Raw genomic sequence first — 22019 nt, 5'->3', positions numbered from 1 at the left:
GTGGTCCTTTCTGGGGGTGGACTTCAGGAGGTCGCGTAGGAGATGCGGTAGTCGAGGATCTCGGTGGCGCTGGCGAGCCCGCTCGACACCGACGCCTGGCCGAGGAAGGTCGGCCCGAGCGCGGTCGCGACATCGGTCAGCGCCTCGTTCAGGCCGGTGCCGACCGGGAAGTTGACGGTGTGGCCTTTCGCCTCGGTGAGGAACGGCGTGACGTCGACGCCCTTCTTCTTCCAGTACGACTGGAAGAGCGGGTCGAGCCGCTCGATGGCCGGCCAGACGTAGCCGCCCGAGCCGAGGATCGTCTGCGACTCGGCCGACCCGAGCCACTCGACGAGCTTCCACGCCGCCTCGGGGTGCCGGGTGTTGCTGGCGATCCCGTCGATGAGCCCGTTGATGAGGCTGATGCGCCCCTTCGGGCCGGACGGCAGCGGCATGACGCCGACGTGGAAGTTCGAGAGCTGGCTCACCGACACGGTGTTCCAGTCACCCGCCTGCCACATCGCCATCCGCCCCGAGGCGAAGATCGTCTCGGAGTTCGTCGAGTCGCCGTTCGGCCCGGTCTCGCCGTTCGGCACGATGACGTGCGCCGCGTGCAGCATGTCGGTGAGGAACGACATGGTCGCCCGGTTCTCGGCGCTGTCGAAGATCGACTTCGTGGCATAGGACCGGGGGAGGACCCCGCCGCCGTTCATCGCCATGTAGTTGCCGAAGATGGCCTGCAGCTCGTTCGTCATCGCCGTCGCGTACACGGCGATGTCACTGTGGTCGAAGGAGGCGTCGAGGGCGTTCCGGCCCTTGCTGTCGAGGGTGATCTGCTTCAGGAAGTGCAGCCATGTCCCGCCGTCCGTCGGATTCCAGGCCAGATCGGTCGGCGCCGTCCGGAATCCCGCCTTGGCGAGGTGCTCCTTGTTGTAGTAGATCGCGATCGTGTCCCAGTCCTTCGGCAGGCCGAAGAGCTTCGAGCCGTCGCGGTGCAGGTCGACGAGTCCGTCCACGTACTGGCCGAGGTCGATGCCCGCGGTCTTCACGCGCCCCGCGATGTCGGTGAGGAGGCCACCGGTCGCCCAGTCGCCCAGCCACGGCGTGTTCACCCAGAACACGTCGGGCGCGTCGCCCGAGATGTACTGCGCCGTGATCTTCTGCTGGAAGTTGTTGTACGGGATCTGCTCGATCGTGACGTGGATGTCCGGGTTCCGCTTCTGGAACACGTCGATCGACTGCTGGTAGCCGACCTGCTCGTGAGGGTCCCACAGGGCGTAGGTCAACTCGGTCGACGTCGAGCTGCCGCCGCGGAAGCCCCAGCCGGCCGCGCTGCATCCTGACAGGGTCGTCGCCCCCGCAGCGATCCCGACGAGCCCGAGGAACTGCCGACGGCTGACCCGCGACGTCTTCGCAGCGTTCATCGGTTCGCCCCTGAGAGGTTCACCGAGTTGACGATGTGCTTCTGGAAGAGGACGAAGAGCACGACCATCGGTATCAGAGCGACGAGAGATCCGGCGAGCACGAGATTCCACTGCGACGCGAAGTTCGAGTTGAAGTTCGCCACGCCGACGCTCAGCACCTGGAGATCGTTGGACGAGGTGGCGATGAGAGGCCAGAGGAAGTTGTTCCACGAGAAGATCACGGCGATGATCGTGGCCGTCATGATGATCGGGCGTGACATCGGCACGACCACTCGGCGGAGGACCCCCAGCTCAGAGCAGCCGTCGAGCCGCGCCGCCTCGATCACCTCGGACGGGATCGACTGGATGTACTGCCGCATGAGGAAGATCGTGTACGGGGTGCCGAAGACGTACGGCAGGAACAGCGCCCAATAGGTGTCGGTCAGGCCGACCTTCGACATCATCACGTAGAGCGGGATCATCGTGACGACGTTGGGCACCATCAGCATGCTGAGGTAGCCCCAGAAGATCGCCTCGCGGCCCGGGAACTGGATTCGCGCGAAGGCGTACGCCCCCAGTAGAGAGAACAGCACCTGCCCGACGGTGATGATGATGGTCACCCCAGCCGTGTTGAGCAGGAAGGTGCCGAACTTGTACTGCGTGAAGATCGTCACGAAGTTGTCGAAGGTGGGGTGGCTCGGCAGATCCCACGCGCGGTCCGCCTGGATCTCGGACAGCGGCTTGAAGGCCGCCATCACCGAGAACAGGTAGGGCGTGATGAAGATGGCTGCGATCGCGAGAAGCACGATCACATAGACGAAGCTGCGGATGCCTCGGGCGGCTGGCGGCCTGGTCTTCTTCGCGGTGGACGTCTTCGTGAGACGGGCGGCGGCGGGTTTCGTCAGTGTCGTCATGATCGCGCCTCAGACCAGCTCGTAGACGGTGCGCCGGTTGAAGTACCGGAACTGGACGAGGGTGACCACCAGGATCACGGCGAACAGGATCACCGAGAGCGCGGAGGCGGCGCCGATCCTGAAGCCGATGAAGCCGTTCTGGTAGATCAGCATGTTCATGACCGTCGTGCTCTTGCCGGGCCCTCCGTTCGTCATCACGTAGACGGAGTCGAACACCTGGAACGAGCCGATGGCACCGGTTACGAGCACGAACAGCATCGTCGGGCGCAAGAGCGGCAGCGTCACGCGGAAGAACCGCTGCACGGTGCTGGCCCCGTCGATGGCGGATGCCTCGTAGAGCATCGGTGGAATCGCCTGCAGCCCGGCGAGGAAGAACAGCATGTTGTAGCCGACGAACTGCCAGATGTTCGCGAAGGCGACGACCGGCATCGACCACCCGGGGGAGTTCAACCAGTCGGGCCCGGCGATGCCGACGGTGTGCAGCAGCGTGTTCACGACGCCGGTCTGAGGCGCGAAGATCCACTGCCAGACGACGCCCATGGCGACCGGGGTCGCCAGGTACGGCAGTACGCACAGGACGCGGATGAGGGCGGTGAAACGCCCCTTGCGGTTCATCAGCAGCGCCATGCCGAGAGCGAGTGCCGTCTGGACGGGGATGTTGAGGAGGAAGTAGTAGACGGTGACGAGCAGTGCGTGCCCGGCGCCCTCGTGCTGGAAGACGTCGAGGTAGTTCGAGAGCCCGACGAACTTGGGGGCCGTGAGCAGGTTCCACTTCAGGAAGGAGAAGATCACGACCAGGATCACGGGGATTCCGAGGAAGATCGTGACGCCGAACAGACTCGGCGCCAACAGCCCGTAGGCGGTCAGAACGCGTCTTCTCTCGGCGGGGCGTGCGACTTTCGGGGGCTTGGTCGTCGGTGTGACGACCGGTGCGCCTGTTGCGATTTGCGTCATGCGAGATTTCCCATCATCTACTCCCTTGTAGGTGGAACCTGTCTGAACGACGAGACGCAATCTACTCGTGTAACTCTGGCCGAGGCAAGCGTTTTTCTCGCCGTGACGGGCCGAAAATGAAAATCTGCAACACGTGTAGATCAATCGATAACGCCAGTGCGTGTAGATTCGGGAACGACTTCCATTGACGGTCGCAGGAGAGAGGGAGCGAGCCATGCCTTCGTCTGAGCCGACGCTTCGCGGCAACGTCACTCGCTCGGACGTGGCGCGCTACGCGGGGGTCTCGACTGCGGTCGTGAGCTATGTGGTCAACGGGGGGCCGCGGGCCGTCGCGCCGGCGACGGCGAAGCGGGTGACGGACGCGATCAGCATCCTGGGATACCGGCCCAACGTCAGCGCCCGAGCGCTCCGCACCGGCTCGACGAAGATGCTGGGCCTCGTCCTCCCCGAGATCGGCAACCCTCTGTACGCCGAATGGGCTCTGGCGATCGAATTCGCTGCGGCCGAACGCGGGTACACCGTCCTTCTGGCGAACAGTGAGGGCGACGCCGGCTCGGAGCACAGGGCCATCGCGCAGCTCGGCGGCCGGCAGCTCGACGGTCTGCTGCTGATGACGACGCTGTCGCGGCCCGACCTGGCCAGCCTGCCTCTCGAGGGCACTCCGACGGTCCTTCTCGGTGTCCTCGAGCAGATCCCCGGTTTCGTCAGTGTCGGGCTCGACGCCCGGGCAGGCGCCTACGAGGCGACGAAGCATCTCATCGGTCACGGCCACGCGTCGGTCGGCCTGATCATCGGTGCCGATGCCGGTGGCAGTCCCGAGTTCCGCGAGCGAGGGTGGCTTGCGGCGACACGCGAAGCCGGTCTTCTCGACGGCCCGATCGCCCGTGAACCGTGGTCGCGGGCGGGCGGATACGCCGGCGGCCTCCGCATGTTCGATTCTCCGAACCATCCGACCGCCGCCTTCGTCAGCTCCGACATGCAGTCGGTCGGGCTCCTCCGCGCCCTCGGCGACCTGAAGCTGCGAGTGCCGGAGGACGTGGCCATCGTGTCGTTCGACGGCACCGAAGACTCCGAATACACCGTCCCTCGCCTGACCGTCGTGCGGCAGCCCGTCCAAGAGATGGCGGTCGAGGCCGTCGCCGCGGTCCTCCGACCGGCACCGGACGCGCTCGACGCGCTCGACTTGCACGAGCTGCACGAGCCGCGCCTGATCCTGCGGGAGTCGTGCGGTTGCGTGGCGCCCTGACTCGGTACGTGGCGGGCGCCGCGTAAGCCGTGAAACCCCGGCTATCGGCCATGGTCCCCGCGCCGCGGCGGTGGGACCTCGGCCGAAGTTCGGGGTGTCGCTAGGGGGGCTCGGCCCGGCGACGTCAGCCAGCGCGGGCAGCGGTTCGAGTTAGCGTGGAGGCATGCGAGCGGTGATCCTCGGAGTGAACGGTGTGACGGGCCGAGCCATTGCGCTCGACCTCGCGGCCGTCGGCTGGGACGTCGCGGGAACGGGCCGAGACGCGGGTCGATTCCCCCACGAGCTGCGCGACATCGGCGTCACATTCGTGCGCTCGGAACGCCGCGACGAAGGCCAGCTGGCGAGCGTCCTCAGCGAAGGCGCCGACGTCGTCATCGACTGCGTCTGCTACACCGCCGAGGACGCCCGCGCATTGATGACACTTCGGCGGGACTTCGGCTCAGCTGTCGTCCTCTCGAGCAAGGCCGTCTACGTCGACGACCGAGGTCGTCACAGCAACAGCGACGAGGCTCCGGGCTTCGGTGGCCCCGTCACCGAGATGCAGGCCGTTCTCGAGCCGGACTTCTCGGGCGACTACCGGTCGCGCGAGGGCTACGGGGCGAACAAGGTCGCAGCCGAGACCGTTCTGCAGGATGCCGACGTGCCCGTCTCGATCCTGAGGCCTTCGCGCATTCATGGAACCGGGGCTGATCCTGCCCGCGAGTGGTTCGTCGTGAAGCGTCTGCTCGACGGTCGGCGGCAGATCCCGTTGGCGCATGGGGGCCTCACGGGCAATCACCCCACTGCGGCCACCAACCTGGCGCGCTTGGTTCGTCTGTGCGCGGAGAGACCGGGCGACAGGATCCTGAATGCAGCGGACCCCGGGTCGCCGACGGCTCGCGATGTCGTCCTGGCCATTGCGGCGGCGACGGGCATTCAGGCCGAGGTCGTGCCCCTCGGCGACGACGCCCCGCCGCAGTTCGGCGCGAGCCCGTGGGACACGTGGCCGCCGTTCTTTCTCGACACGTCCGCGGCGGCGCAGCTGGGTTTCGAGGCGGTCGGGACATACGCAGCGACCGTGTCTGCAACGGTGTCAGATCTTCTCCGCCTGGCCAGACGACAGCAGGATGCCCTGTCGGCCAGCGAATATTTCGCCGATGTTTTCGGCTATGCCCTCGACGACGCCGCCCTCGCCTGGAACGAGCAGCACCCGGCTGGGTGACCCGAGCGGGCCGCGTCCGACCTTTTCTCGCCGACGACCTTGCTTTACGAACGCAGGGTCGAGGGCCTGCATCGGGCCCGAACGAGCCTGGCGAGGGCGATGACCGCGAGTGCGAGGAAAGCTGTGAAGCTCGTCGCATAGAGAACGCCGGCCCAGATCGTGTGATCTTCGCCGCCGATGCCGTACGCGTCGGCCACGTCCATGCCCAGGGCGATCCGTTGCCGAACGTCATGACGGCCCCCAGAGTGATGATCCCGAGAAAAGGGAGGCCTATGTCGAGGGGAGCCAACCGTTTGCGCAGCCCGAGTAGTGCCGCAACGACAGCGAGAGCAACCCCGATCGCGGCGATGACGATGACGATGACGATGTCCCCTGTCACGTCCATTCCGTCTTTCAGCAGGCGGCCGTGGATCTGGCCCAGGCTATGGCCCGGCACGGCAGCGAGCGGATCGAACACAAGCGACTCCAGGGCCTGGACCGTCGCATAGACGACCACGAAGGCGACCCCTGCCGCGGCGATTCCGATTCGCTGGTTCATTCCTGCACCGTATGGCTCGGTGGGCGGACATCGCCACCCTCGACAGATGTATTCGTCGACTCGCGGGGTGGAAGATGAGGGCATGGCCCTCCATCCGCTGTGGCGCCCGTTCGCGCCGGGCAGCAATGCGGTTCGCCAGTCGCAGCGGGTGGCTCATCGTCAGACGGAGCCAGGTGCCCTCCGCCCGCATGAGGAGTCCTGGGCCACCGACTTCGACCGGGTGTGTCGTGTCATCGAGGCTGCACTGCCGGGTGGGATCCATCGGTTAACGCATGTCGGCTCGACCGCGATACCAGGCGTCGTCGCGAAACCCGTCATCGACATCGATCTGGTCGTCGACGACGTCTCTGACGAGATGACCTACGTGCCGCAGCTCGAAGCGGCCGGCTTCACGCTCATCTTCCGGGACGACATGGCAGGCGATCCTCACCGCCAGCTGACTTTCGCCGCACCCAACACCAATCTGCACGTGTGGAGCCCGTCGGCCGTCGAGCCGCGTCGGCACGAGCTCTTCGCGGAATGGCTCGTCTCGCACCCCGAAGAGCGTCAGCTCTACTCGGACGCCAAGACGGCAGCCGCTGCTGATCCGTCTCGTCGCTACAACGACGCGAAGGCTGCGGTCGTCTACGACATCTACGAGCGCGCATTCGCCGCCGACCCGCTGCACGAGCACACTCCGCAGCCGCGTCACTGAGCCGATGGCGCGGTGAGCCCCACCGGGTGCTCGCGGGCGTAGCGACGGGCGCGTCGGATGCGCGTGATCTGCAAGGGAACCAGGATCACGAGAATCGCCACGAAGAGGGCGATGAGAGGGACCGCCAGGTGATCGGAGTCGCCGTCTCGCAACTGGTCGACCTGCTCGAGCACGATGCCCGCATACAGCAGGATGAAGTAGGCGATCTGGAAGGTCATCGTGATCGGGATGAAGGCCGCGTACCGGGCCGCCGCCTCGAGATCCTGCTCGTCGAGGTCCTCTTTCTTGTTGCGCAGAACGACCCGAGCGACTCGGCGGAGCCGGGACGGGTCGCGGTCGGTGATGTCGCGCATCCGGCGGTTCCAGCCGACGGTCGAGAAGATGGCCACGAAAGCCGAGACGAAGCAGGCGAACTCCACCGCGAACGCGAAATCCTGCCCGATCGTCAGTGAGTGAGGAGCGACGCCATCAAGGATTGTGAAGGCGATGACACTCAGCGCGAGGACACCGAGGAACGTGATCGCCACAGCCACGATCCGGCGACGGATGAGCGCTGGTTCGATCGCCACCCAATCGGAGGACGCCGGCCGTCGAGCCTCGTCGTAGCGGTAGAGCGCCGGCCCGATGAGAAGAGCCAGCGCGGTGAGGACGACTCCGCTGCCGATGAAGAGAACGGGGATCAAGGCGCTTGCTGCGGTGGAGAGGGCGTAGACGACGATGACGACGGCCGCCAGGATCTCGAGGCCGACCACGACGCAGACCGTGCGCCGGAAGTAGCGGCGAGAGCTCGCTGATCCTGCGACGTTCCAGTAGGCCCGAAAGGACCCGAGGGTCAGCGGCCCGTAGACGAACATGATCATCGCGAACGTGGCGACGAACACCCACACCTGATGGGCGTCGTCGGTCCGCGTGATGAGGAGGAGAGCCCCACCCATCAGCAGCGCGGTCGCGATGACGATGGCCAGGATGAACGCGACGATGCGCATGAGCCGTCTTTCGGGTCGGCGGGAAGGGTCCATTCAGCTTGGCACGGCCAGCGGGATGAGACCCGTTTCGGGGTGTGGCGACAGCGAAGGCCGGCCGATACGCTCCGAGGATGAACGTGGGGCGGGCGGCACTGGGGGTATCGACGGCATTGGCCGTCGTCGGAGCGATCGGTCTCGGCGTCGCGACCAACACCTCCGAGCCCATCCAGGTGCCGAGCATCGGGGTCTGCGGGTCTCCGCCCGATTCGGCTGCGGCCCACTTCCGTTCGATGGCGGCCAGCTTCGTCATCAAGAACACGTCGGGTTCGCCCGTCACGATCCGAGGTCTGCGGGCCACGATGCTGGTCGGTCTCGCCTCCGCCCGAGTGACGATCAAAGCCGGCGCGGATGCGGATGAGATCCGCCACTACCGTCTGGAGGCCACGGTGGCCGTCTCCTCGAGCGAAGTCGCGAAGAGCTCACCGGTCGCACCCGACGGTTCGACCACGATCGCTGCGCACTCGTTCGCAACGGTGATCACGAGCATGACGCTGGCCGACGGCGCCATGGCCGGGCGCGCTACCGACTTCCAGTTGGCCACGACCGGCGCTCTCGGCACCATCCGCACTCAAACCATTCCTGCGTCCGTCGGCCTCGGCGTCGATGGCGCTGCCTGCACGGCCCTCGACCAGTAGAGAGGTCTCCGTGCACCGATCTGACTCGTCGTCGGTGGTCGACACCGCGCCGTGACGGCCATGAGGCAGGATCGACGTCATGCCTACTTTCGATGCCGCCGTGGAGGACTACGACGTGAGACAGCTCGTCGTCGGAGGCACCGAACGAGGCTGGCGAGTCGACACCGCTCGAGCCGCCGTGCTGATCCACGATCTTCTGCCGTACTACGTCGATGTGCTGCCGCCGCGTGTACGCCGTGTGGTCGTCGAACAGTCTCAGAGGGTCGTCGACTGGGCGCGCAAGAACGGCGTTCCGGTCGTGGCATCAGCGCCGCGGCCGGCTTCATCCATCGATCAGCGCGGTCTCGGCGGCAGCCTGTGGGGCCTCGGCCCGTCACACGCCGAGGCCAGCGTCTCCTCACTGGGTGATCTCGGGGACGCCGTCTGGGTGGGCAAACGCTCGTAAAGTGCGTTCTTCGCAACGGATCTCGCCGTCGAACTTCGACGGCTCGGGCGGGATCAGCTGGTCATTGCGGGGGTTTTCGCGTCGGCCGGCATCCTCGCGACGACCTTCGATGCGCTCGCAAACGACATCCAGGCGTTCGTCGTGGCCGAGGCGTCGGCCGACTACACCCCCGCCCGGCACCGATCGGCCCTCGAGCTGATTCGCGCGACCACGGGCGAGGTGGTCTCCGTCGCATCACTCGGCTCCAGCCCCGCCGACAAGGCCGGATGATGCCGGGCGCGCCGGACGACATCGACCCGCAGAGCCGCACACTCGTCGCCGAGGGGCTGGCCAACGCCCTCGACCTGGGCGGCCTTCGGAGGCGCGACAGGACGGAGACGACTCGCGGAGTCTTTTTCCGCAGTGAGAACGTCGACCGGCTGTCCGATGCGGGCTGGGGCGCGCTCTACGACGTCGGATCCGCACCATCAGCCCGCGGAACGACGACCGAGGGGGCTTTCCGATCGGCTCTCTCAGGCCTGGATCTCGACCACCCTCTCGCGCGGGCAAGCATGGACCGAGACGATCGAGACGCCCTTCGGACCTGGCGCGGGCGGCTCTCGTAGCTCAGGGCCGCAGCGGTCAGGCGCGGCCGCTCAGCGATGCGAGCAGCTGAAGTCTCTCGGCAGATGCCGACCCGGCTGCGGGGTAGTAGACGACGAGCATGAGGTCGTCGATCTGAACCTTTTCGCGATTCAGCTGCAGAGGGCCGACCACGGGGTGCAGCACGTCGGCGGAGCCTCCGGCGAGGGGCCGGCCGCCTGCGAGACCGGCTCGCTCGGAGTCACCAACCCGCGGCGGGCGCTCAAGTACTAGCCGATCCGATTCGTCGTCTCCGGAAGCACCGTGTCGTCGGCGGTCGGAACATCGCAGGCATTCAGGATCTCGAGACGGTCACCGTCGACGTCACCGACCCCGGCTCCGTCGTGACCGTCACGTCCGGAATCGCGTTCCTGCCGTTCCCGATCATGCCGACCTACGGCGCGTCGAAAGCCGGCGTGCACGCCTACACCGAGGCCCTGCGCCCGCAACTCGCCGACTGAGGCATCCGCGTGACCGAACTGATTCCGCCGGCGGTCGCAACCGAGGCGCAGGGCGGCATGAACCCGGCCGCACTCCCGCTCGACGACTACCTCGACGAGGTCATCGCCCTCCTGACCGCGGCCGATGCAGCCGACGAGATCGTCGTCCGGGCGGCGCAGCGACTCCGATGGGCCGAGCGCGACGGCACCTACGCCGACCTCCTCGCCCAGCGCTCTCAGGCCCTCAGCATGCTGCCGGGCCGCGACTGACGGCCGCGCCTGCGCTGACCCGCTGGTTTTCGGGTATGCCGAACGAGGGTCGCATCGTCATCGCCTCCTCCTCAGTTCTCCGCCGTCGTGGCTGCCGTCGGATTCGCAGTGGTCACGGTGGGCACCGGACGTCCAGGTCGACAACGGCACTAGCTCGTGCATGGCGAGCACGGGCAGAGGGAGCGCCCGTCCCGGCGCACTCGCGGGTCGCCATCGTCATCTTTCCGAGGTTCGCGAGTAAGGCCGACTCCGGCAACGCGCGAGACTTCACGATCCGGATGACCGCCTCGGGCGGCGTCCAGCACGCCTACGTCGCGGAGACGAACGTCGGCTTCTACCCCGCTCGTGACAAGAGCATGCCCGACGGCGACCGCTGAGGTCGGGCGTCGAACCCCGGGCGCGCGGCACGTCGGTTTCACGCGTCCATCAACGGTCGATTCTCCTGGCGACCTGCCTCCCCGGGGAGGAAGCCGGTAGGCCGGGTGCTGGCCTTTCGGCCGCGTTTTGTTCAGGAGGAAAGCAGGGGGTGGCATCCTCCCGGGGCTGTGCTGAGGTGGGCGATCTCCTCCGCAGATCGCGCGAGCGCGGCTTTTACCTCCCTGCGGCGCGGGGCTTCCTCCCGAACCGGGAGGCACCGACGGCCACAGCCCCGGGGCAACGCCACCACAGCCGGGCGCGCTAGCTTTGACGGACAGCAGTCGACGACGGAAGGCACAAGCGCAGCATGGCGAAGAGAGCACTGGTCACAGGGGCGAGTTCGGGCATCGGAGAGGCCACGGTGACGCTCTTTCGTGAGCACGGCTGGGACGTGCTCGCCGTCGCGCGCCGCGAAGACCGCTTGAAAGACCTCGCTGACCGCACCGGCGCATCCTGGTTCCGGGCCGATGTGACGAGCGACGACGACATCGCCGCCCTCAAGCAGCACGTCGAAGAGACCGGGCCGCTGCACGTGCTCGTCAACAACGCCGGCGGTGCGTCCGGCCTCGACACGGTCGAAGACGGCAGCGTCGACGACTGGCAGAAGATGTTCGACGTCAACGTGCTCGGCACCAAGCGTGCGATCAGCGCGCTGCTGCCGTCGCTGCGCAAGGGGGCGCAGGATGCAGGGTCGGGCGACATCGTGACCATCACGTCGATCGCGGGTCACGCCGTGTACGAGAAGGGCGGTGGCTACAACGCGGCGAAGTTCGCCGAACACGCGCTCACCGCGGTGTTGCGGCTCGAGCTGAACGGGGAGCCGCTGCGAGTGATCGAGGTGGCGCCGGCATGGTCAAGACCGACTTCTCGCTGATCCGCTTCGACGGCGACCAGGCGCGGGCCGACGCGGTCTACGACGGTGTCGTCGCGCCGCTCTCGGCCGACGACATCGCCGAGGCGATCGTGCACTCGGTCGAGCTGCCGAGCCACGTCAACATCGACCTGGTGACCGTGAAGCCGGTCGCCCAGGCCGCCTCGACCAAGCTGGCCCGAGGCGAACTCAAGGTGCGCGAGTAGCGCCGAGAGTGCGGAAAGTGCGGCCTCGGCCGAAAGTGAGCCGCGAGTTGCGCACTCTCGGCACGGGGCGTCAGCCGATCGAGACGAGCTCGGTGACGTCGTCGCGGGGCAGCACGTCGACGACGGCGCCGACCTCGAGATCGAGGAGCTTCACCCAGCCTCCGGACGAGGAGAGAAAGGCGGTGTCGGAGGCGTCCCGACCGGTCGCGATCCTGATGAGGCTCTGACGCGGGGCGAGCGCCGTCGCGTCGACGGCGTACCACCGGCCGTCGACGAGGGCTTCGGCCACGGCGTGGAAGTCCATCGGCCAGAGGCCCGGCGCGTAGACCGAGACGAGTCGGGCGGGCACGTCGAGGGCCCGTAGCAGGGCGACGACGAGGTGCGCGTAGTCGCGGCAGACGCCGCGCCGGTCGAGCAGCGTCTGCACGGCGCCGTCGGTCGGGGTGCTCGCACCCGGCACGTACGAGAGGCGGGCGCCGACCCAGGACGAGACGCCCGTCACGAGGTCGAGCCCCTGGAGGCCGGTGAACTCGCTGCGCGCGGTCGGGAAGAGGGTGTCGGATTCGCAGTAGCGGCTCGGGCGCAGATATTGGATGGTGTCGAGGTCGGCGACAGCGATCGGATCCTGTCGCCCCTCGACCTCGACCCGGTAGTCGATCTCGCAGCGCCCGGCCTCGATGGTGACCGTGTGGAGGCGTGTGCCGCGGTCGTCCACGATCTCGTGCACGTCGAGTTCGGTGCCGCCCTGGGCGACCAGCAGCGTCTCGGTGAAGCTCTGCCCGGCGGCCGCAGCGATCGAGAGCACGAGGTCGGCGGGGGCGGCGGCCGAAAGGACCATTCGCGAGAAGGCGCTGCGATTCATCCGCCGAGCATGTCATGGCTGGGGTCGGCTCGCCCGTCGACCAGCTCGTACGCCACACCTGTCGCGTCGATCTCGACGAAGCGCGCGCCCCAGTGCTGGATCGTGCCGGCCGAGATACTCCACAGCGTGCGACCGCTCGAGAGGTCGAACGCGGTCAGCGACGAGCGGCCTCGGGCCGTCGATGCGTCGAGGGCGAAGCCGGTGGCGATCGACTCGGCGACGACGTCCGACCCGCGGGGGATCACCGCGGTAGCTCGCGTCGCCCCCGTGGCGCCGTCGAGCGTGACGATGCGCAACGTCGTGTCGCCCGTCTTGACGGGGCCGATCGTGGCGATGTCGTCGGTCGTCGAGCCCTCGGGCGTGCCGTCGGTCAGCCCGGTGAAGTCGACCGACCAGCGCTCGTCGCCCGTCTTCGGGGCGATGCAGGTCAGCTTGGACGTCACCGACGTCATCGTGATGCAGGATCTCGACGACTCCAGACTCGAGACCGCCAGCGCCGGCACCTGCCACACCGACTTGCCGTCGGCGTCGAGCAGCTCGACGAACGAGCCGAGCCCGACACCCTGGGGGATCGTGACACCGAGGATCCCGCCATCGACGACGCGCGCGCCCTCGATGCCGGTCAGGTCGCTCGCCCAGGGGGTCTCGCGGCCCGTGCGGCCGTCGACCGACACGGTGCCCGGGCTGAGGGGCACGATCAGGCGGTCGGGCAGAAGCTGCGGCTGCGCCGACGAGGTGAGCTGCTTCGACCAGATCTTCTTCGACAGGTGCCTCGCGTCGCGCAGCTCGTAGACCTCGAGTGCGCCGCCGGCATCCGGCTCGGCGCTCAGCACGAGGTTGCCCTCGACTGCGAAGTTGATCGCGGCGTCCGGCGAATCGACCTGGGCGCTGTCGATGAGGCGCCCCGTTCTGCCGTCGAGGTCGACCAGAAAGGCGCCCCGCGAGCCGTTTACGCCCACCACGATGTCGCCGCTGGCTGCCGATCGGTGCCAGACGAGCGACGACACGGTCGTGTTCAGGTCGCCGCCCAGGCTGCGGAGCCACTGGGGGTGCCCGGTCCGTGGGTCGATGGCCGCGAGTCGACCCTCCACCTCGCTCGTGCCCGGGCTGCAGAGCGCGTTCTCTTGCGTCGAGCTCGTGATCGGCACCGTTGCGCTCACGAGCTCGAGCGTCGGCGACAGCGCACCCGACTGGAACGAGAGGCAGGATCCGGGCACCCCCGGCGCGAAGACGGCGCCGAGGTCGAGCGACCAGCCGGTCGGTGTCGGGGCCGAGCGCAGATCCAGCACGGACACGCCGCCTTCGGGCGGCAGCGACCCGTAGCTGGGCTGCAGCGCGGTGCCGATGACGGCGATGACGGCGATGGCCGCCGCGAGGATCGCGTAGGCGACCGCGACCCGACGCCCGGGCGCGCCGCGTCGAGTCGCCCTGCTTGCCGTGCGGTTCATCGCGTCGCCTCCTGTGGAGCCCATGGTAGGTGGCGGGCGCGCGCGTGCCGAGGTGCCGGCCGCGTTCAGGCGACGTAGGGTCGAGCCGTGTCTTCGCTCTCCCGCCGCACCTTTCTCACCGGCTCCGCCGCCATGGGTACCGCCGCCGCTTCGGCCGTCGTGCTCGCCGGCTGCACGCCGTCGTCACCGACTCCACCTCCGACCAGCAGCAGTGCGGCGGCGACGCCGACCGGCCCCGACAGCTGGGCTTCTCTCTCGAGCGCGGTGCGTGGCATCCTGCTGCGCCCGTCGAGCGGCGGCTATGGAGCGGCCAAGCTGACGGAGAATCCGCGATTCGACGATGCTCAGCCCTCGGCATCCTGCAGGCCGCGTCGGCAGCTGACGTCGCCCTCGGGCTGGCATTCGCGCGCAACACCGGCACACCGCTGGCTGTTCGCTCGGGCGGGCACTGCTACGCGGGCTGGTCGGCCGGCGGGGCGAGCGGCACCGACGTGAAGCCCTCGCTCGTGATCAGCACGGCGGGCCTCGACAGCGTGACGCTCTCGGCCGACGGCAGCACGGCGACCATCGGGCCGGGGGCGCCGATGGCGAAGGTCTACGAGGTGCTGGGGTCGGCGGGCCGCGCTCTGGGCGCAGGATCCTGCGGCACGGTCGCCATCGGCGGCCTCACTCTGGGTGGGGGAGTCGGCGTGCTCGTCCGCTCGTTCGGCCTCACCTGCGACCAGCTCACCGGCGTCGAGATCGTGACCGCCGACGGGGTCGTGCACCAGGCCTCGGCGAGCCGCGACAGCGACCTGTTCTGGGCGTGCCGGGGCGGTGGCGGGGGAGTCGTGGGCATCGTGACCTCGCTCACGTTCGCGACGCAGCCGGCCCCGAGCGTGACGATGTTCGCCCTGACCTGGCCGTGGACCGCCGCCGCCGAGGTGATCGACGCCTGGCAGACCTGGGCGCCGGGTGCGGACGACGAGTTGTGGTCGACGCTCAAGCTGCTCGGCGGCACGACGCACCCGAGCGGGCCGGTCCTGACGGTGTCGGGCACGTGGACGGGGTCCGCACTAGTGGCGACAGTGCTCGCCCCCTTCCTCTCGGCGGTGAAGACGAAGCCGCTGACCAACGTCGCGACGGCCCACACCTATCAGGATGCGATGCTCCGCTACGCCGGATGCGCCGGCGAACCCGCCTCTAAGTGCACGACCGGCACCGGAGGGGTGCTGACGCGCGTCGCCGAGTCGGGCGCGTCGACCATGCCGACCGCGACGCTCTCGGCCGCGGGCATCACCGCTCTCGTGCGCTCGGTCGAGGCGGCACAGCAGGTCGTCGGCATGACCGAGGGTGGCATCTCGCTCGACGCCCTCGGCGGCAAGGCCGGCGCGATCGCCGTGGCCGACACGGCCTTCCCGCACCGGACGGCGCTGATGAGCGTGCAGTACACAGCGACCTTCGCCGACGGGGCGCCGACCAAGACGTTCGACCAGTACGTGCACGGGTTCCGCACGACGATGTCGCCGTACTGGGGCGACGCGGCGTACGTCAACTACGCCGACCCCTCTCTGCCGTCACCCGGGCAGAGTTACTTCGGGATGAACCTCGCGCGGCTCACGGCCATCAAGAAGAAGGTCGACCCGCACTCGATGTTCTACCAGCCGCACCTGCTCACCTGAGCCCCGACTAGAACATACGTTCGAAGACGCGTATCGTTCTCGTCATGTCGATCTCCTTCCAGACCTCGCTCTTCGACGATTTCGAGGCGCCCGCGGCCGACGGTGTCGCCGCGCCGCGGCTGGGCGCGCTCGGCGACGCGGTCGAGCGGATCGACCTCGGCGAGGGCGCCTGGCTCGACGTGCGGCCCGGGTGGGTCACCGGCTCGGACGAGCTGTTCGAACGACTCGTCGACGAGGTGCCGTGGCACGCCGACCGCCGCGAGATGTACGACCGCGTCGTCGACGTGCCGCGCCTGGTGTCGTGGTTCGGGTCGGACGACGCCTTCCCCGACCCGCTGCTCGTCGAGGCCCAGCAGAAGCTCAACGACCACTACGGGCGGCCGCCCCAGCAGGTCTTCGAGACGGCGGGGCTCTGCTTCTACCGCACCGGCGACGACAGCATCGCCTGGCACGGCGACAAGGTGGGCCCGGCCATCGACCGCGACACGATGGTGGCGATCGTCTCGGTGGGCGCTGCCCGGTCGCTCGCCGTGCGATCGCGTTCGGGCGGCGAGGTGCGGCGATTCCCCGTCGGCCACGGCGACCTGCTCGTGATGGGCGGCAGCTGCCAGCGCACCCACGAGCACTCCATCGCCAAGACGAAGCGGGCCGTCGGGCCGCGCATCAGCATCCAGTTCCGGCCGGTCTGGTCGCGCGAGGCCTGACACCGTCGATCGTCGCTCGAGGCGGCGATCGACCGTCGCCCGGGGGCACCCGCGCGCACTACGGTGGACTCCATGGTTCTCCTCCCCGAAGACGCCCCGATCGATGCCGGGCGGGATTCCACCCGCGAGATCCTGGGCTGGCTCGAATTCGGCGAAGCCGCCCGTGAGCTCGCCCAGGACGTCCTCGCCTCGGGGTTCCGCCCCGACGTGGTGGTCGCCATCGCGCGCGGCGGTCTCGTGCTCGCCGGGGCGATCTCGTACGCGCTCGACACCAAGATGTGCGGGTCGATCAACGTCGAGTTCTACACCGGGGTCGATTCGGTGCTCGACAGGCCGGTCATCCTGCCTCCTGCCCTCGACGCTCCTGCCCTCGCCGGCAAGCGCGTGCTGCTCGTCGACGACGTCTCCGACTCGGGCCGCACGCTCGAGCTCGTCCGCGGCCTGCTGCGCGACATCGGCGCCGACGTGCATACGGTGTGCCTCTACGCCAAGCCGCGCACCATCCTCGAGCCGGATCACGTGTGGCGCCACACCGCCGACTGGATCACCTTCCCGTGGAGCGCCCTGCCCCCCGTGACGGTGAGCACGTGAGCATCCACCTCGTCGGAGGCGGCTGGTCGATCGAGGCCACCGAGGTCTACGAACTTTTCGTGGCCGAGGCCGCGACCCGCGCTGCCCGCATCGGCCGCGCCGTTCCCCGCATCGCCGTGCTCATCGTCGTCGAAGACGACGTGCCGTCGGCCGAGTTCCGCAGCGGATTCCCCGCGATGCTCGCGTCCGTCGGGCCGTGCGAGCCGCTCGTCACCGAGGTCGTCTCGAGCGACGTCTTCGACACGATCGTCCTGTCGGACATCGACGCGCTGCTGATCGGCGGCGGCAACACCCCCGCCTACTTCGAGGCGGTCGTGCCACTCGTCGACCAGGTGCGCCTTCTGGTCGCCGACGGGCTGCCGTACCTCGGCTTCTCGGCGGGGGCGATGATCGCGGCCGACACGGCGATCCTGGGCGGTTATCGCATCGGCGGGGTCGAGGTGTGCCCGCAGGATTCCGGCGAGGATCTCGACGAGGTCACCCTGGCGCAGGGCCTCGGCCTCGTCGACCTCGCGATCGACGTGCATGCCGCCCAGTGGGGCACCCTGACGCGTCTCATCGCCGCGACCGAGGCGGGTCTCGTCTCGGGCGGGGTCGCCATCGACGAGAACACGGCGCTGGTCGTCGGCGAAGGCGCCCTCGCAGTCATCGGCGATGGCAGCGTCTGGCGGGTCGAGCCGCAGCTCGACGACGAGTCGGGCGACATCGTCGGCGTCAGCGTGGGCACTCTCGGCGTGGAGTGACCGTGGAGCCGCGACCTCTCTCCGAGCTCGTCGACCCTGGTTGGGCACGTGCTCTCGAGCCCGTGGCCGGCCAGGTGGCGACGATGGGCCAGTTCTTGCGCGACGAGGTCGCCGCCGGGCATCACTATCTGCCGGCCGGCGCCGATGTCCTGCGCGCCTTCACCTACCCGTTCGACGACGTCCGGGTGCTGATCGTGGGGCAGGATCCCTACCCCACGCCCGGTCACCCCATCGGCCTGTCGTTCGCGGTCGACCCGCACGTGCGGCCGGTGCCACGGAGCCTCGCCAACATCTACCGCGAGCTCCAGTCGGACCTCGGCATTGCACCGGTCGCTCATGGCGACCTCCGCACCTGGTCGTCGAGGGGCGTGATGCTGCTCAACCGAGTGCTCACCGTGCGGCCGGGGAGGCTGCGTCGCACCGCGGTGAAGGGTGGGAGGTGGTGACCGACCAGGCCATCCGGGCGCTTGCGGCGCGCGGGAAGCCGCTCGTCGCGATCCTGTGGGGTCGACCGGCCCAGGAGTTGAAGCCGCTGCTCGGCGACGTGCCGACGGTCGAGTCGCCGCACCCGTCGCCGCTGTCGGCGTCGCGGGGGTTCTTCGGGTCGAAGCCGTTCAGTCGGGTCGACGAGCTGCTCGTCGCGCAGGGCGCCGAGCCGGTGGACTGGCGGCTGCCGGACGTGGCAGGGTGAGCGGGTGCTCGAAGAGGAATACCAGCCGCGTCGCCAGCTGCCGCGCGCGCTGAGGCCGAAGCCGCGACCCGAGCAGCCCTTCTCGTACGATATTCTTCCGGCTCTCCTTGCCGATCTGCCGGCCGTGCGCGACGTCTACAACCTCTACGTCGCGAACTCGACGGTGACGTTCGACGCGCGGCCGAAGTCGATGGGCGAATGGAAGACCGTGTTCGCGCGCTCGACGCAGTTGCGCCTGCCCTTCCTGGTCGCCGTGTCGCCCGCCGGCACCCTTCTCGGCTACGCGCACGTCGAGCCGTGGTCGGGCCGCGGCGTCAACCGCACCGTGGTCGAGCTCTCGATCTACCTGGGCCCGGCGTCGACAGGCAAGGGCCTGGGGCGCGAACTGCTGGCCGCTCTCTTGGCCGCGTGCGAAGAGGTCGGCATCCGTCAGGTGATCGCGGTCATCGCCGACCAGGGCGCTGAGGCGTCGATCCGGCTGCACGCGTCGTTCGGCTTCGTCGAGATCGGCCGGATGGGCAGGGTCGGCTTCAAGTTCGACCGGTGGCTCGGCACGGTCACGATGCAGAAGACGCTGAAGAAGCGGTCGCGGCGTCGCGACTGACGTGGCTGTCCCGTGTGTTCGTGGCGCGTTCTTCTGGCGTCAGGATGCTGTGTGGTGCCGGCCGCCGAGCTCGAGCAGAGCCACGCCGGCGATGACGAGCACCATGCCGCCGATCTGCACGAGGGTCAATGACTCGTGGAAGACCAGCCATGAGATCACGGCCACCAGGATCACGCCGATCCCGGCCCAGATCGCGTACGAGATGCCGAGCGGAATGCCCGTGTTGAGCGCCCGCTGCAGGAAGACGAACGAGGCGACATAGCCGATCACCACGATGACGTAGGGCCACACCGGCGCTTTCGGCCCGCTCGTCACCCGGAGAAACGTGGTGGCAATGACTTCGCTCACGATCGCGAACGCCAGCAGCAGGTAGCCCATGGTGATCACCGTAGTGGCTCCGGATTTCTCGGCCGGTGCCTTGCCCCGGCCGGGCAAGGTTTCTGGTGGTGCCGACTTCACTTGCGCCTGAATTCAGGCAGGACTGAAGTCGGTCGTAGAGGAAGGAGCACCCGGAGGCGGCGGCTGGCACGAGTACGTGCCACTTCATCGTTCGGATTGACCAGACGACGGGCAGGCCGTATTGTTTCGTATGTCGGATTCGGGGTGAATCCGTTGATCAGGTCAATCGGGGGTAGCGTGTCGTCCTTTTCCGTCTCGTCGGAGGCCGTCGAACAGGCGTCCGCTCGCCTCGCCGATCGTTCAGCCGAGTTCGAGCGGCGCGTCGTCGCTCTCAACTCGTTCGTCGTAACCGTGATCGACTCCGAGTGGTCGGGCGCTGCTGCCGAAGCCTTCGGGGCGATTTCGTCGAGTGGAATCACGGTGCGCACGAGGTCCACGCTGCACTCTCACGGATCGCAGCGCTGCTCGCCGAGTCGTCCGGCGTGTATGCGACGACCGAGAGCGATGTGACTCGGGCGTCCAGCGATTCGAGCGTGACTGTCACGCGCGCGTCCGCTGTCGTCTCCACCGAAAAGCGAGGGGCGTGACATGGCGCGTCACAGGGTCGACAGCGGCACGATGGCCGAGCTGATCCGCGAGCTAGGTCGCATCACGGCGCTCGGAAACGAACTGATGAGCGAGGCCCAGGCGGCGACCGAAGCCGTTTCGGCCGAGTGGACCGGCTCTGCCAATGCGCAGTTCCGAGAGCTCCACGCTCTCTGGGCCACGGGGGCCCAAGCGATGATCACCGCCTCGCAGCACATCACCGACCGCGCCATGGCCGCGAACACGAACTACGAGGCCGCAGCCGATCATTCGGCGCGGGTCTGGAGCTGAAACATTGACGTATTCCGTTCTCGACGTCGATCCCGACCGGTACGTCGACGTCAGCCATAACGCCCGACGGGCGGCGGCCGATGTCCGCGAGGCCGTGCAGCACGCCATCGGCGGTCACGCGGACTCGCACAACTCGGCGGGCAAGGGGCCCGCAGGCGATGCGTTCGCCGACGGCCACGACGAGAGTGCACGACAACTGATCCGCAATGCGGCGACGCTCGCGTCCGCTCTCGACGGAATCGCCGACCGGATGCTCGTCTCGGCCCACACTCACGCCGCCGCCGAGTGGGCGTCGGCCGGCCATTCGGGCGAGCCGGCCGGCTACGAGCTGCCCGCCGGGTCGTCGGCCACCACGTTCGGCTCTATCCCCTCGCTGCGGGGCGGCCATGGGAATGCTCCCGACGGCTGGCAGATCGTCCAGATGGTGATGTCGCTGGAGTTCCCGGATGCGGACACTGGCAAGATCCGCAAGGCCGGCACCGTCTGGGCCCGCCTGGGCAATGATCTCAACCGCATCACGAGTCAATCGATCGCGCCCCTGCTCGACCCGCTCTCGTCCATCAAGGCCCCCGACATCGCTCGCATCCACGACGCGGTGGAGCCCGTCATCGACTTCGCGCGTCGCATCTCGCAGGCCCCGAACGACCTCTATGACGCCTGCGAGGAGTTCGCCAGGATCGCCGACGAGACGATCGACCTGATCACGACGATCCTCGAGCAACTGCTCATCGCCGTCGGCGTTCAAACGGCTGCCGGCTTCGCTCTGACGTTCTTCACCGCGGGCCTCAGCGATGCAGTTGCGGAGGGCGCCGACGCCGCCGAGGCCTTTGCGGCCGCCTACAAGGTGGCCTCGACCCTCGAGAAGTTCCGGCTGCAGATCGGTCGGGCGCTGCTGGTGATGGAGAAGGTGTCGAACGTCGTGACGTCGATCGGCGACCGGTTCGAAACTTCTGGATTCGGGAATCACGTCCTCTTGGTCGCTGCCAAAGGCCTCGTCGGCGGAGCGGAGGGGGCCGTTCTCGGAGGCGGATACGCCGCTGTGAAGAACCTGCCCGAAGCAGGAAGCGAGAGCTACTGGTCGGAAGTCTCCGTGTCTGTGGCAATCGGTGCCGCTTCGGGGGCAGTGGGAGGCGGGGTGGGCGACGGAGGGTTTGGCCTCTGGCGGGGTGCCCAAGAAGGCAAGGAGGTCTCACCCCTGCTAAGGGCGGAGGCCGAGTCAAGCGACCTTCCTCTTGTGAACTCGACAAAACCATCGACAGATTCGGCCGATGTGCCCACCCGGCCGCGTTCTTCAGTCCGGGCGGCAGAGAAGCATGAAGAGCAATCAAAGGCGGCAGAGAAGTCACACGGAGATCTCGTGGCAGGTCATTTCGGAGGCGCCGGCGCCGCGGCCGGCGCCGCAACAGGTTTCGTTGTCAATAAGGCACTCGGGCGCGATCCCGAAGTGATTGACCCAGGGATCGACCTAGACCCGAACGTCGCCCGGGGCGTTAAGCCGGGCATCGACACCACCTGGGATAGCCTGATGCAACAACTTGAGAAGGGTTTTGTCGCCAAGAATTCGAAGAGCTGAAGAGGAAG

At 68.1% G+C, this 22019-nt stretch carries 25 protein-coding genes and 2 pseudogenes; 18 read left to right on the top strand and 9 right to left on the bottom strand.

The features are described 5' to 3' along the window. Positions 1-23: 23 nt before the first annotated feature. From AX769_RS15070 to AX769_RS15060, 3 genes are read right to left on the bottom strand one after another with little or no spacing between them, the layout of a single operon-like run. Entirely contained in the window at positions 24-1403 is a 1380-nt protein-coding gene (locus tag AX769_RS15070; RefSeq protein WP_066280936.1) for an ABC transporter substrate-binding protein, read from the bottom strand. Then, positions 1400-2296, bottom strand: a complete 897-nt coding sequence (locus AX769_RS15065) for a carbohydrate ABC transporter permease (RefSeq protein WP_066280933.1) — start codon at positions 2294-2296, stop codon at positions 1400-1402. Before AX769_RS15065 ends, AX769_RS15070 begins: the two co-directional genes overlap by 4 nt. Positions 2297-2305: 9 nt before the next feature. After that, positions 2306-3250: a carbohydrate ABC transporter permease gene (locus tag AX769_RS15060; protein WP_082763845.1), complete on the bottom strand. Its 945-nt coding sequence runs from the start codon at positions 3248-3250 to the stop codon at positions 2306-2308. A 214-nt stretch (positions 3251-3464) separates the two neighbouring features. Here AX769_RS15060 and AX769_RS15055 point away from each other — a divergent pair, with 214 nt between their 5' ends. The 3 genes from AX769_RS15055 (at position 3465) to AX769_RS15045 (ending at position 6929) form a co-directional block, all read left to right on the top strand. Beyond that, a complete protein-coding gene (locus AX769_RS15055) occupies positions 3465-4496 on the top strand; it encodes a LacI family DNA-binding transcriptional regulator (protein WP_066280928.1) in 1032 nt (343 codons plus the stop codon). A gap of 163 nt (positions 4497-4659) precedes the next feature. Further along, a complete protein-coding gene (locus AX769_RS15050) occupies positions 4660-5697 on the top strand; it encodes an NAD-dependent epimerase/dehydratase family protein (protein ID WP_066280926.1) in 1038 nt (345 codons plus the stop codon). A gap of 620 nt (positions 5698-6317) precedes the next feature. Beyond that, positions 6318-6929, top strand: coding sequence for a GrpB family protein (locus tag AX769_RS15045; RefSeq protein ID WP_157887659.1), 612 nt, complete (start codon positions 6318-6320; stop codon positions 6927-6929). Here the strand turns inward: AX769_RS15045 and AX769_RS15040 are convergent. After that, a complete protein-coding gene (locus AX769_RS15040; RefSeq protein ID WP_066280922.1) occupies positions 6923-7915 on the bottom strand; it encodes a hypothetical protein in 993 nt (330 codons plus the stop codon). The two genes, AX769_RS15045 and AX769_RS15040, sit on opposite strands and share 7 nt — an antisense overlap. Positions 7916-8025: 110 nt before the next feature. Between AX769_RS15040 and AX769_RS15035 the strand changes: the two genes are divergently transcribed. From AX769_RS15035 to AX769_RS15025, 4 genes are all read left to right on the top strand, one after another. Next, a complete protein-coding gene (locus AX769_RS15035; protein ID WP_157887658.1) occupies positions 8026-8589 on the top strand; it encodes a hypothetical protein in 564 nt (187 codons plus the stop codon). 79 nt (positions 8590-8668) lie between these two features. Beyond that, positions 8669-9034 carry a hypothetical protein gene (locus tag AX769_RS15030; protein ID WP_157887657.1) on the top strand — a complete coding sequence of 122 codons (366 nt, stop codon included), beginning with the start codon at positions 8669-8671 and terminating at the stop codon, positions 9032-9034. Between the two features lie 57 nt (positions 9035-9091). Further along, positions 9092-9304, top strand: coding sequence for an isochorismatase family protein (locus AX769_RS24105; protein WP_304440149.1), 213 nt, complete (start codon positions 9092-9094; stop codon positions 9302-9304). Continuing rightward, the gene (locus AX769_RS15025) at positions 9301-9639 is read left to right on the top strand and encodes a tyrosine-protein phosphatase (RefSeq protein WP_239451809.1); all 339 of its coding nucleotides are present in this window, start codon (positions 9301-9303) and stop codon (positions 9637-9639) included. The genes AX769_RS24105 and AX769_RS15025 overlap by 4 nt, the downstream gene beginning before the upstream one ends. 16 nt (positions 9640-9655) lie before the next feature. Here the strand turns inward: AX769_RS15025 and AX769_RS24100 are convergent, their stop codons facing one another. Then, entirely contained in the window at positions 9656-9802 is a 147-nt protein-coding gene (locus AX769_RS24100; RefSeq protein ID WP_157887656.1) for a hypothetical protein, read from the bottom strand. 197 nt (positions 9803-9999) lie between these two features. Here AX769_RS24100 and AX769_RS24760 point away from each other — a divergent pair, with 197 nt between their 5' ends. The 3 genes and pseudogenes from AX769_RS24760 (at position 10000) to AX769_RS15015 (ending at position 11859) form a co-directional block, all read left to right on the top strand. Then, positions 10000-10116 carry an SDR family NAD(P)-dependent oxidoreductase gene (locus tag AX769_RS24760; protein ID WP_204249220.1) on the top strand — a complete coding sequence of 39 codons (117 nt, stop codon included), beginning with the start codon at positions 10000-10002 and terminating at the stop codon, positions 10114-10116. A gap of 9 nt (positions 10117-10125) precedes the next feature. Beyond that, entirely contained in the window at positions 10126-10365 is a 240-nt protein-coding gene (locus AX769_RS24755; protein WP_066280910.1) for a hypothetical protein, read from the top strand. 724 nt (positions 10366-11089) lie between these two features. After that, positions 11090-11859, top strand: a pseudogene (locus AX769_RS15015) (SDR family oxidoreductase). Positions 11860-11929: 70 nt separating this feature from the next. Here AX769_RS15015 and AX769_RS15010 read toward each other — a convergent pair. Continuing rightward, positions 11930-12721, bottom strand: coding sequence for a transglutaminase family protein (locus tag AX769_RS15010; RefSeq protein WP_066280908.1), 792 nt, complete (start codon positions 12719-12721; stop codon positions 11930-11932). Then, positions 12718-14169: a PQQ-binding-like beta-propeller repeat protein gene (locus AX769_RS15005; protein ID WP_162269018.1), complete on the bottom strand. Its 1452-nt coding sequence runs from the start codon at positions 14167-14169 to the stop codon at positions 12718-12720. The genes AX769_RS15010 and AX769_RS15005 overlap by 4 nt, the downstream gene beginning before the upstream one ends. Before the next feature lie 29 nt (positions 14170-14198). Between AX769_RS15005 and AX769_RS14995 the strand changes: the two genes are divergently transcribed. From AX769_RS14995 to AX769_RS14970, 6 genes and pseudogenes are all read left to right on the top strand, one after another. Continuing rightward, positions 14199-15830: an FAD-binding oxidoreductase gene (locus tag AX769_RS14995; protein ID WP_082763843.1), complete on the top strand. Its 1632-nt coding sequence runs from the start codon at positions 14199-14201 to the stop codon at positions 15828-15830. 44 nt (positions 15831-15874) lie between these two features. Further along, a complete protein-coding gene (locus tag AX769_RS14990; protein ID WP_066280898.1) occupies positions 15875-16534 on the top strand; it encodes an alpha-ketoglutarate-dependent dioxygenase AlkB in 660 nt (219 codons plus the stop codon). Between the two features lie 72 nt (positions 16535-16606). Beyond that, on the top strand, positions 16607-17125 hold the full coding sequence (locus AX769_RS14985) for a phosphoribosyltransferase (RefSeq protein ID WP_066283771.1): 519 nt from the start codon (positions 16607-16609) through the stop codon (positions 17123-17125). Further along, on the top strand, positions 17122-17868 hold the full coding sequence (locus tag AX769_RS14980; RefSeq protein WP_239451808.1) for a Type 1 glutamine amidotransferase-like domain-containing protein: 747 nt from the start codon (positions 17122-17124) through the stop codon (positions 17866-17868). Before AX769_RS14985 ends, AX769_RS14980 begins: the two co-directional genes overlap by 4 nt. 2 nt (positions 17869-17870) lie before the next feature. Next, positions 17871-18559, top strand: a pseudogene (locus tag AX769_RS14975) (uracil-DNA glycosylase). A gap of 4 nt (positions 18560-18563) precedes the next feature. Then, entirely contained in the window at positions 18564-19163 is a 600-nt protein-coding gene (locus tag AX769_RS14970; protein WP_066280896.1) for a GNAT family N-acetyltransferase, read from the top strand. 39 nt (positions 19164-19202) lie between these two features. On the opposite strand, the gene AX769_RS14965 is transcribed toward AX769_RS14970, so the two are convergent. Together AX769_RS14965 and AX769_RS24095 are read right to left on the bottom strand one after the other, a co-directional pair. Further along, complete coding sequence (locus AX769_RS14965) at positions 19203-19541, bottom strand: multidrug efflux SMR transporter (protein ID WP_066283768.1); 339 nt, start codon at positions 19539-19541, stop codon at positions 19203-19205. 77 nt (positions 19542-19618) lie between these two features. Then, a complete protein-coding gene (locus AX769_RS24095) occupies positions 19619-19999 on the bottom strand; it encodes a hypothetical protein (RefSeq protein ID WP_157887655.1) in 381 nt (126 codons plus the stop codon). Between the two features lie 151 nt (positions 20000-20150). On the opposite strand from AX769_RS24095, the gene AX769_RS14955 reads away from it, so the two are divergent. Together AX769_RS14955 and AX769_RS14950 are read left to right on the top strand one after the other, a co-directional pair. Further along, a complete protein-coding gene (locus AX769_RS14955) occupies positions 20151-20438 on the top strand; it encodes a WXG100 family type VII secretion target (RefSeq protein ID WP_157887654.1) in 288 nt (95 codons plus the stop codon). 250 nt (positions 20439-20688) lie between these two features. After that, complete coding sequence (locus AX769_RS14950; RefSeq protein ID WP_157887653.1) at positions 20689-22011, top strand: hypothetical protein; 1323 nt, start codon at positions 20689-20691, stop codon at positions 22009-22011. The last annotated feature ends 8 nt before the right edge of the window (positions 22012-22019 follow it).

The organism is Frondihabitans sp. PAMC 28766, from assembly GCF_001577365.1.
In the GTDB taxonomy this organism is placed as follows: domain Bacteria; phylum Actinomycetota; class Actinomycetes; order Actinomycetales; family Microbacteriaceae; genus Frondihabitans.
Note: the sequence above shows the minus strand (reverse complement) of the source record. Positions and strands in the feature narration are given on the sequence as shown.

Bases quoted from the DNA above. Each gene is read 5' to 3' on its own strand.
- AX769_RS14955 (WP_157887654.1), top strand. From the start codon at position 20,151: ATGGCGCGTCACAGGGTCGACAGCGGCACGATGGCCGAGCTGATCCGC.
- AX769_RS14950 (WP_157887653.1), top strand. From the start codon at position 20,689: ATGCTCGTCTCGGCCCACACTCACGCCGCCGCCGAGTGGGCGTCGGCC.
- AX769_RS15005 (WP_162269018.1), bottom strand. From the start codon at position 14,169: ATGAACCGCACGGCAAGCAGGGCGACTCGACGCGGCGCGCCCGGGCGT.
- AX769_RS15065 (WP_066280933.1), bottom strand. From the start codon at position 2,296: ATGACGACACTGACGAAACCCGCCGCCGCCCGTCTCACGAAGACGTCC.
- AX769_RS15025 (WP_239451809.1), top strand. From the start codon at position 9,301: ATGATGCCGGGCGCGCCGGACGACATCGACCCGCAGAGCCGCACACTC.
- AX769_RS14985 (WP_066283771.1), top strand. From the start codon at position 16,607: ATGGTTCTCCTCCCCGAAGACGCCCCGATCGATGCCGGGCGGGATTCC.
- AX769_RS15070 (WP_066280936.1), bottom strand. From the start codon at position 1,403: ATGAACGCTGCGAAGACGTCGCGGGTCAGCCGTCGGCAGTTCCTCGGG.
- AX769_RS15060 (WP_082763845.1), bottom strand. From the start codon at position 3,250: ATGACGCAAATCGCAACAGGCGCACCGGTCGTCACACCGACGACCAAG.
- AX769_RS14965 (WP_066283768.1), bottom strand. From the start codon at position 19,541: ATGGGCTACCTGCTGCTGGCGTTCGCGATCGTGAGCGAAGTCATTGCC.
- AX769_RS15010 (WP_066280908.1), bottom strand. From the start codon at position 12,721: ATGAATCGCAGCGCCTTCTCGCGAATGGTCCTTTCGGCCGCCGCCCCC.
- AX769_RS15055 (WP_066280928.1), top strand. From the start codon at position 3,465: ATGCCTTCGTCTGAGCCGACGCTTCGCGGCAACGTCACTCGCTCGGAC.
- AX769_RS15040 (WP_066280922.1), bottom strand. From the start codon at position 7,915: ATGCGCATCGTCGCGTTCATCCTGGCCATCGTCATCGCGACCGCGCTG.
- AX769_RS15035 (WP_157887658.1), top strand. From the start codon at position 8,026: ATGAACGTGGGGCGGGCGGCACTGGGGGTATCGACGGCATTGGCCGTC.
- AX769_RS15045 (WP_157887659.1), top strand. From the start codon at position 6,318: ATGGCCCTCCATCCGCTGTGGCGCCCGTTCGCGCCGGGCAGCAATGCG.
- AX769_RS15030 (WP_157887657.1), top strand. From the start codon at position 8,669: ATGCCTACTTTCGATGCCGCCGTGGAGGACTACGACGTGAGACAGCTC.
- AX769_RS14990 (WP_066280898.1), top strand. From the start codon at position 15,875: ATGTCGATCTCCTTCCAGACCTCGCTCTTCGACGATTTCGAGGCGCCC.
- AX769_RS15050 (WP_066280926.1), top strand. From the start codon at position 4,660: ATGCGAGCGGTGATCCTCGGAGTGAACGGTGTGACGGGCCGAGCCATT.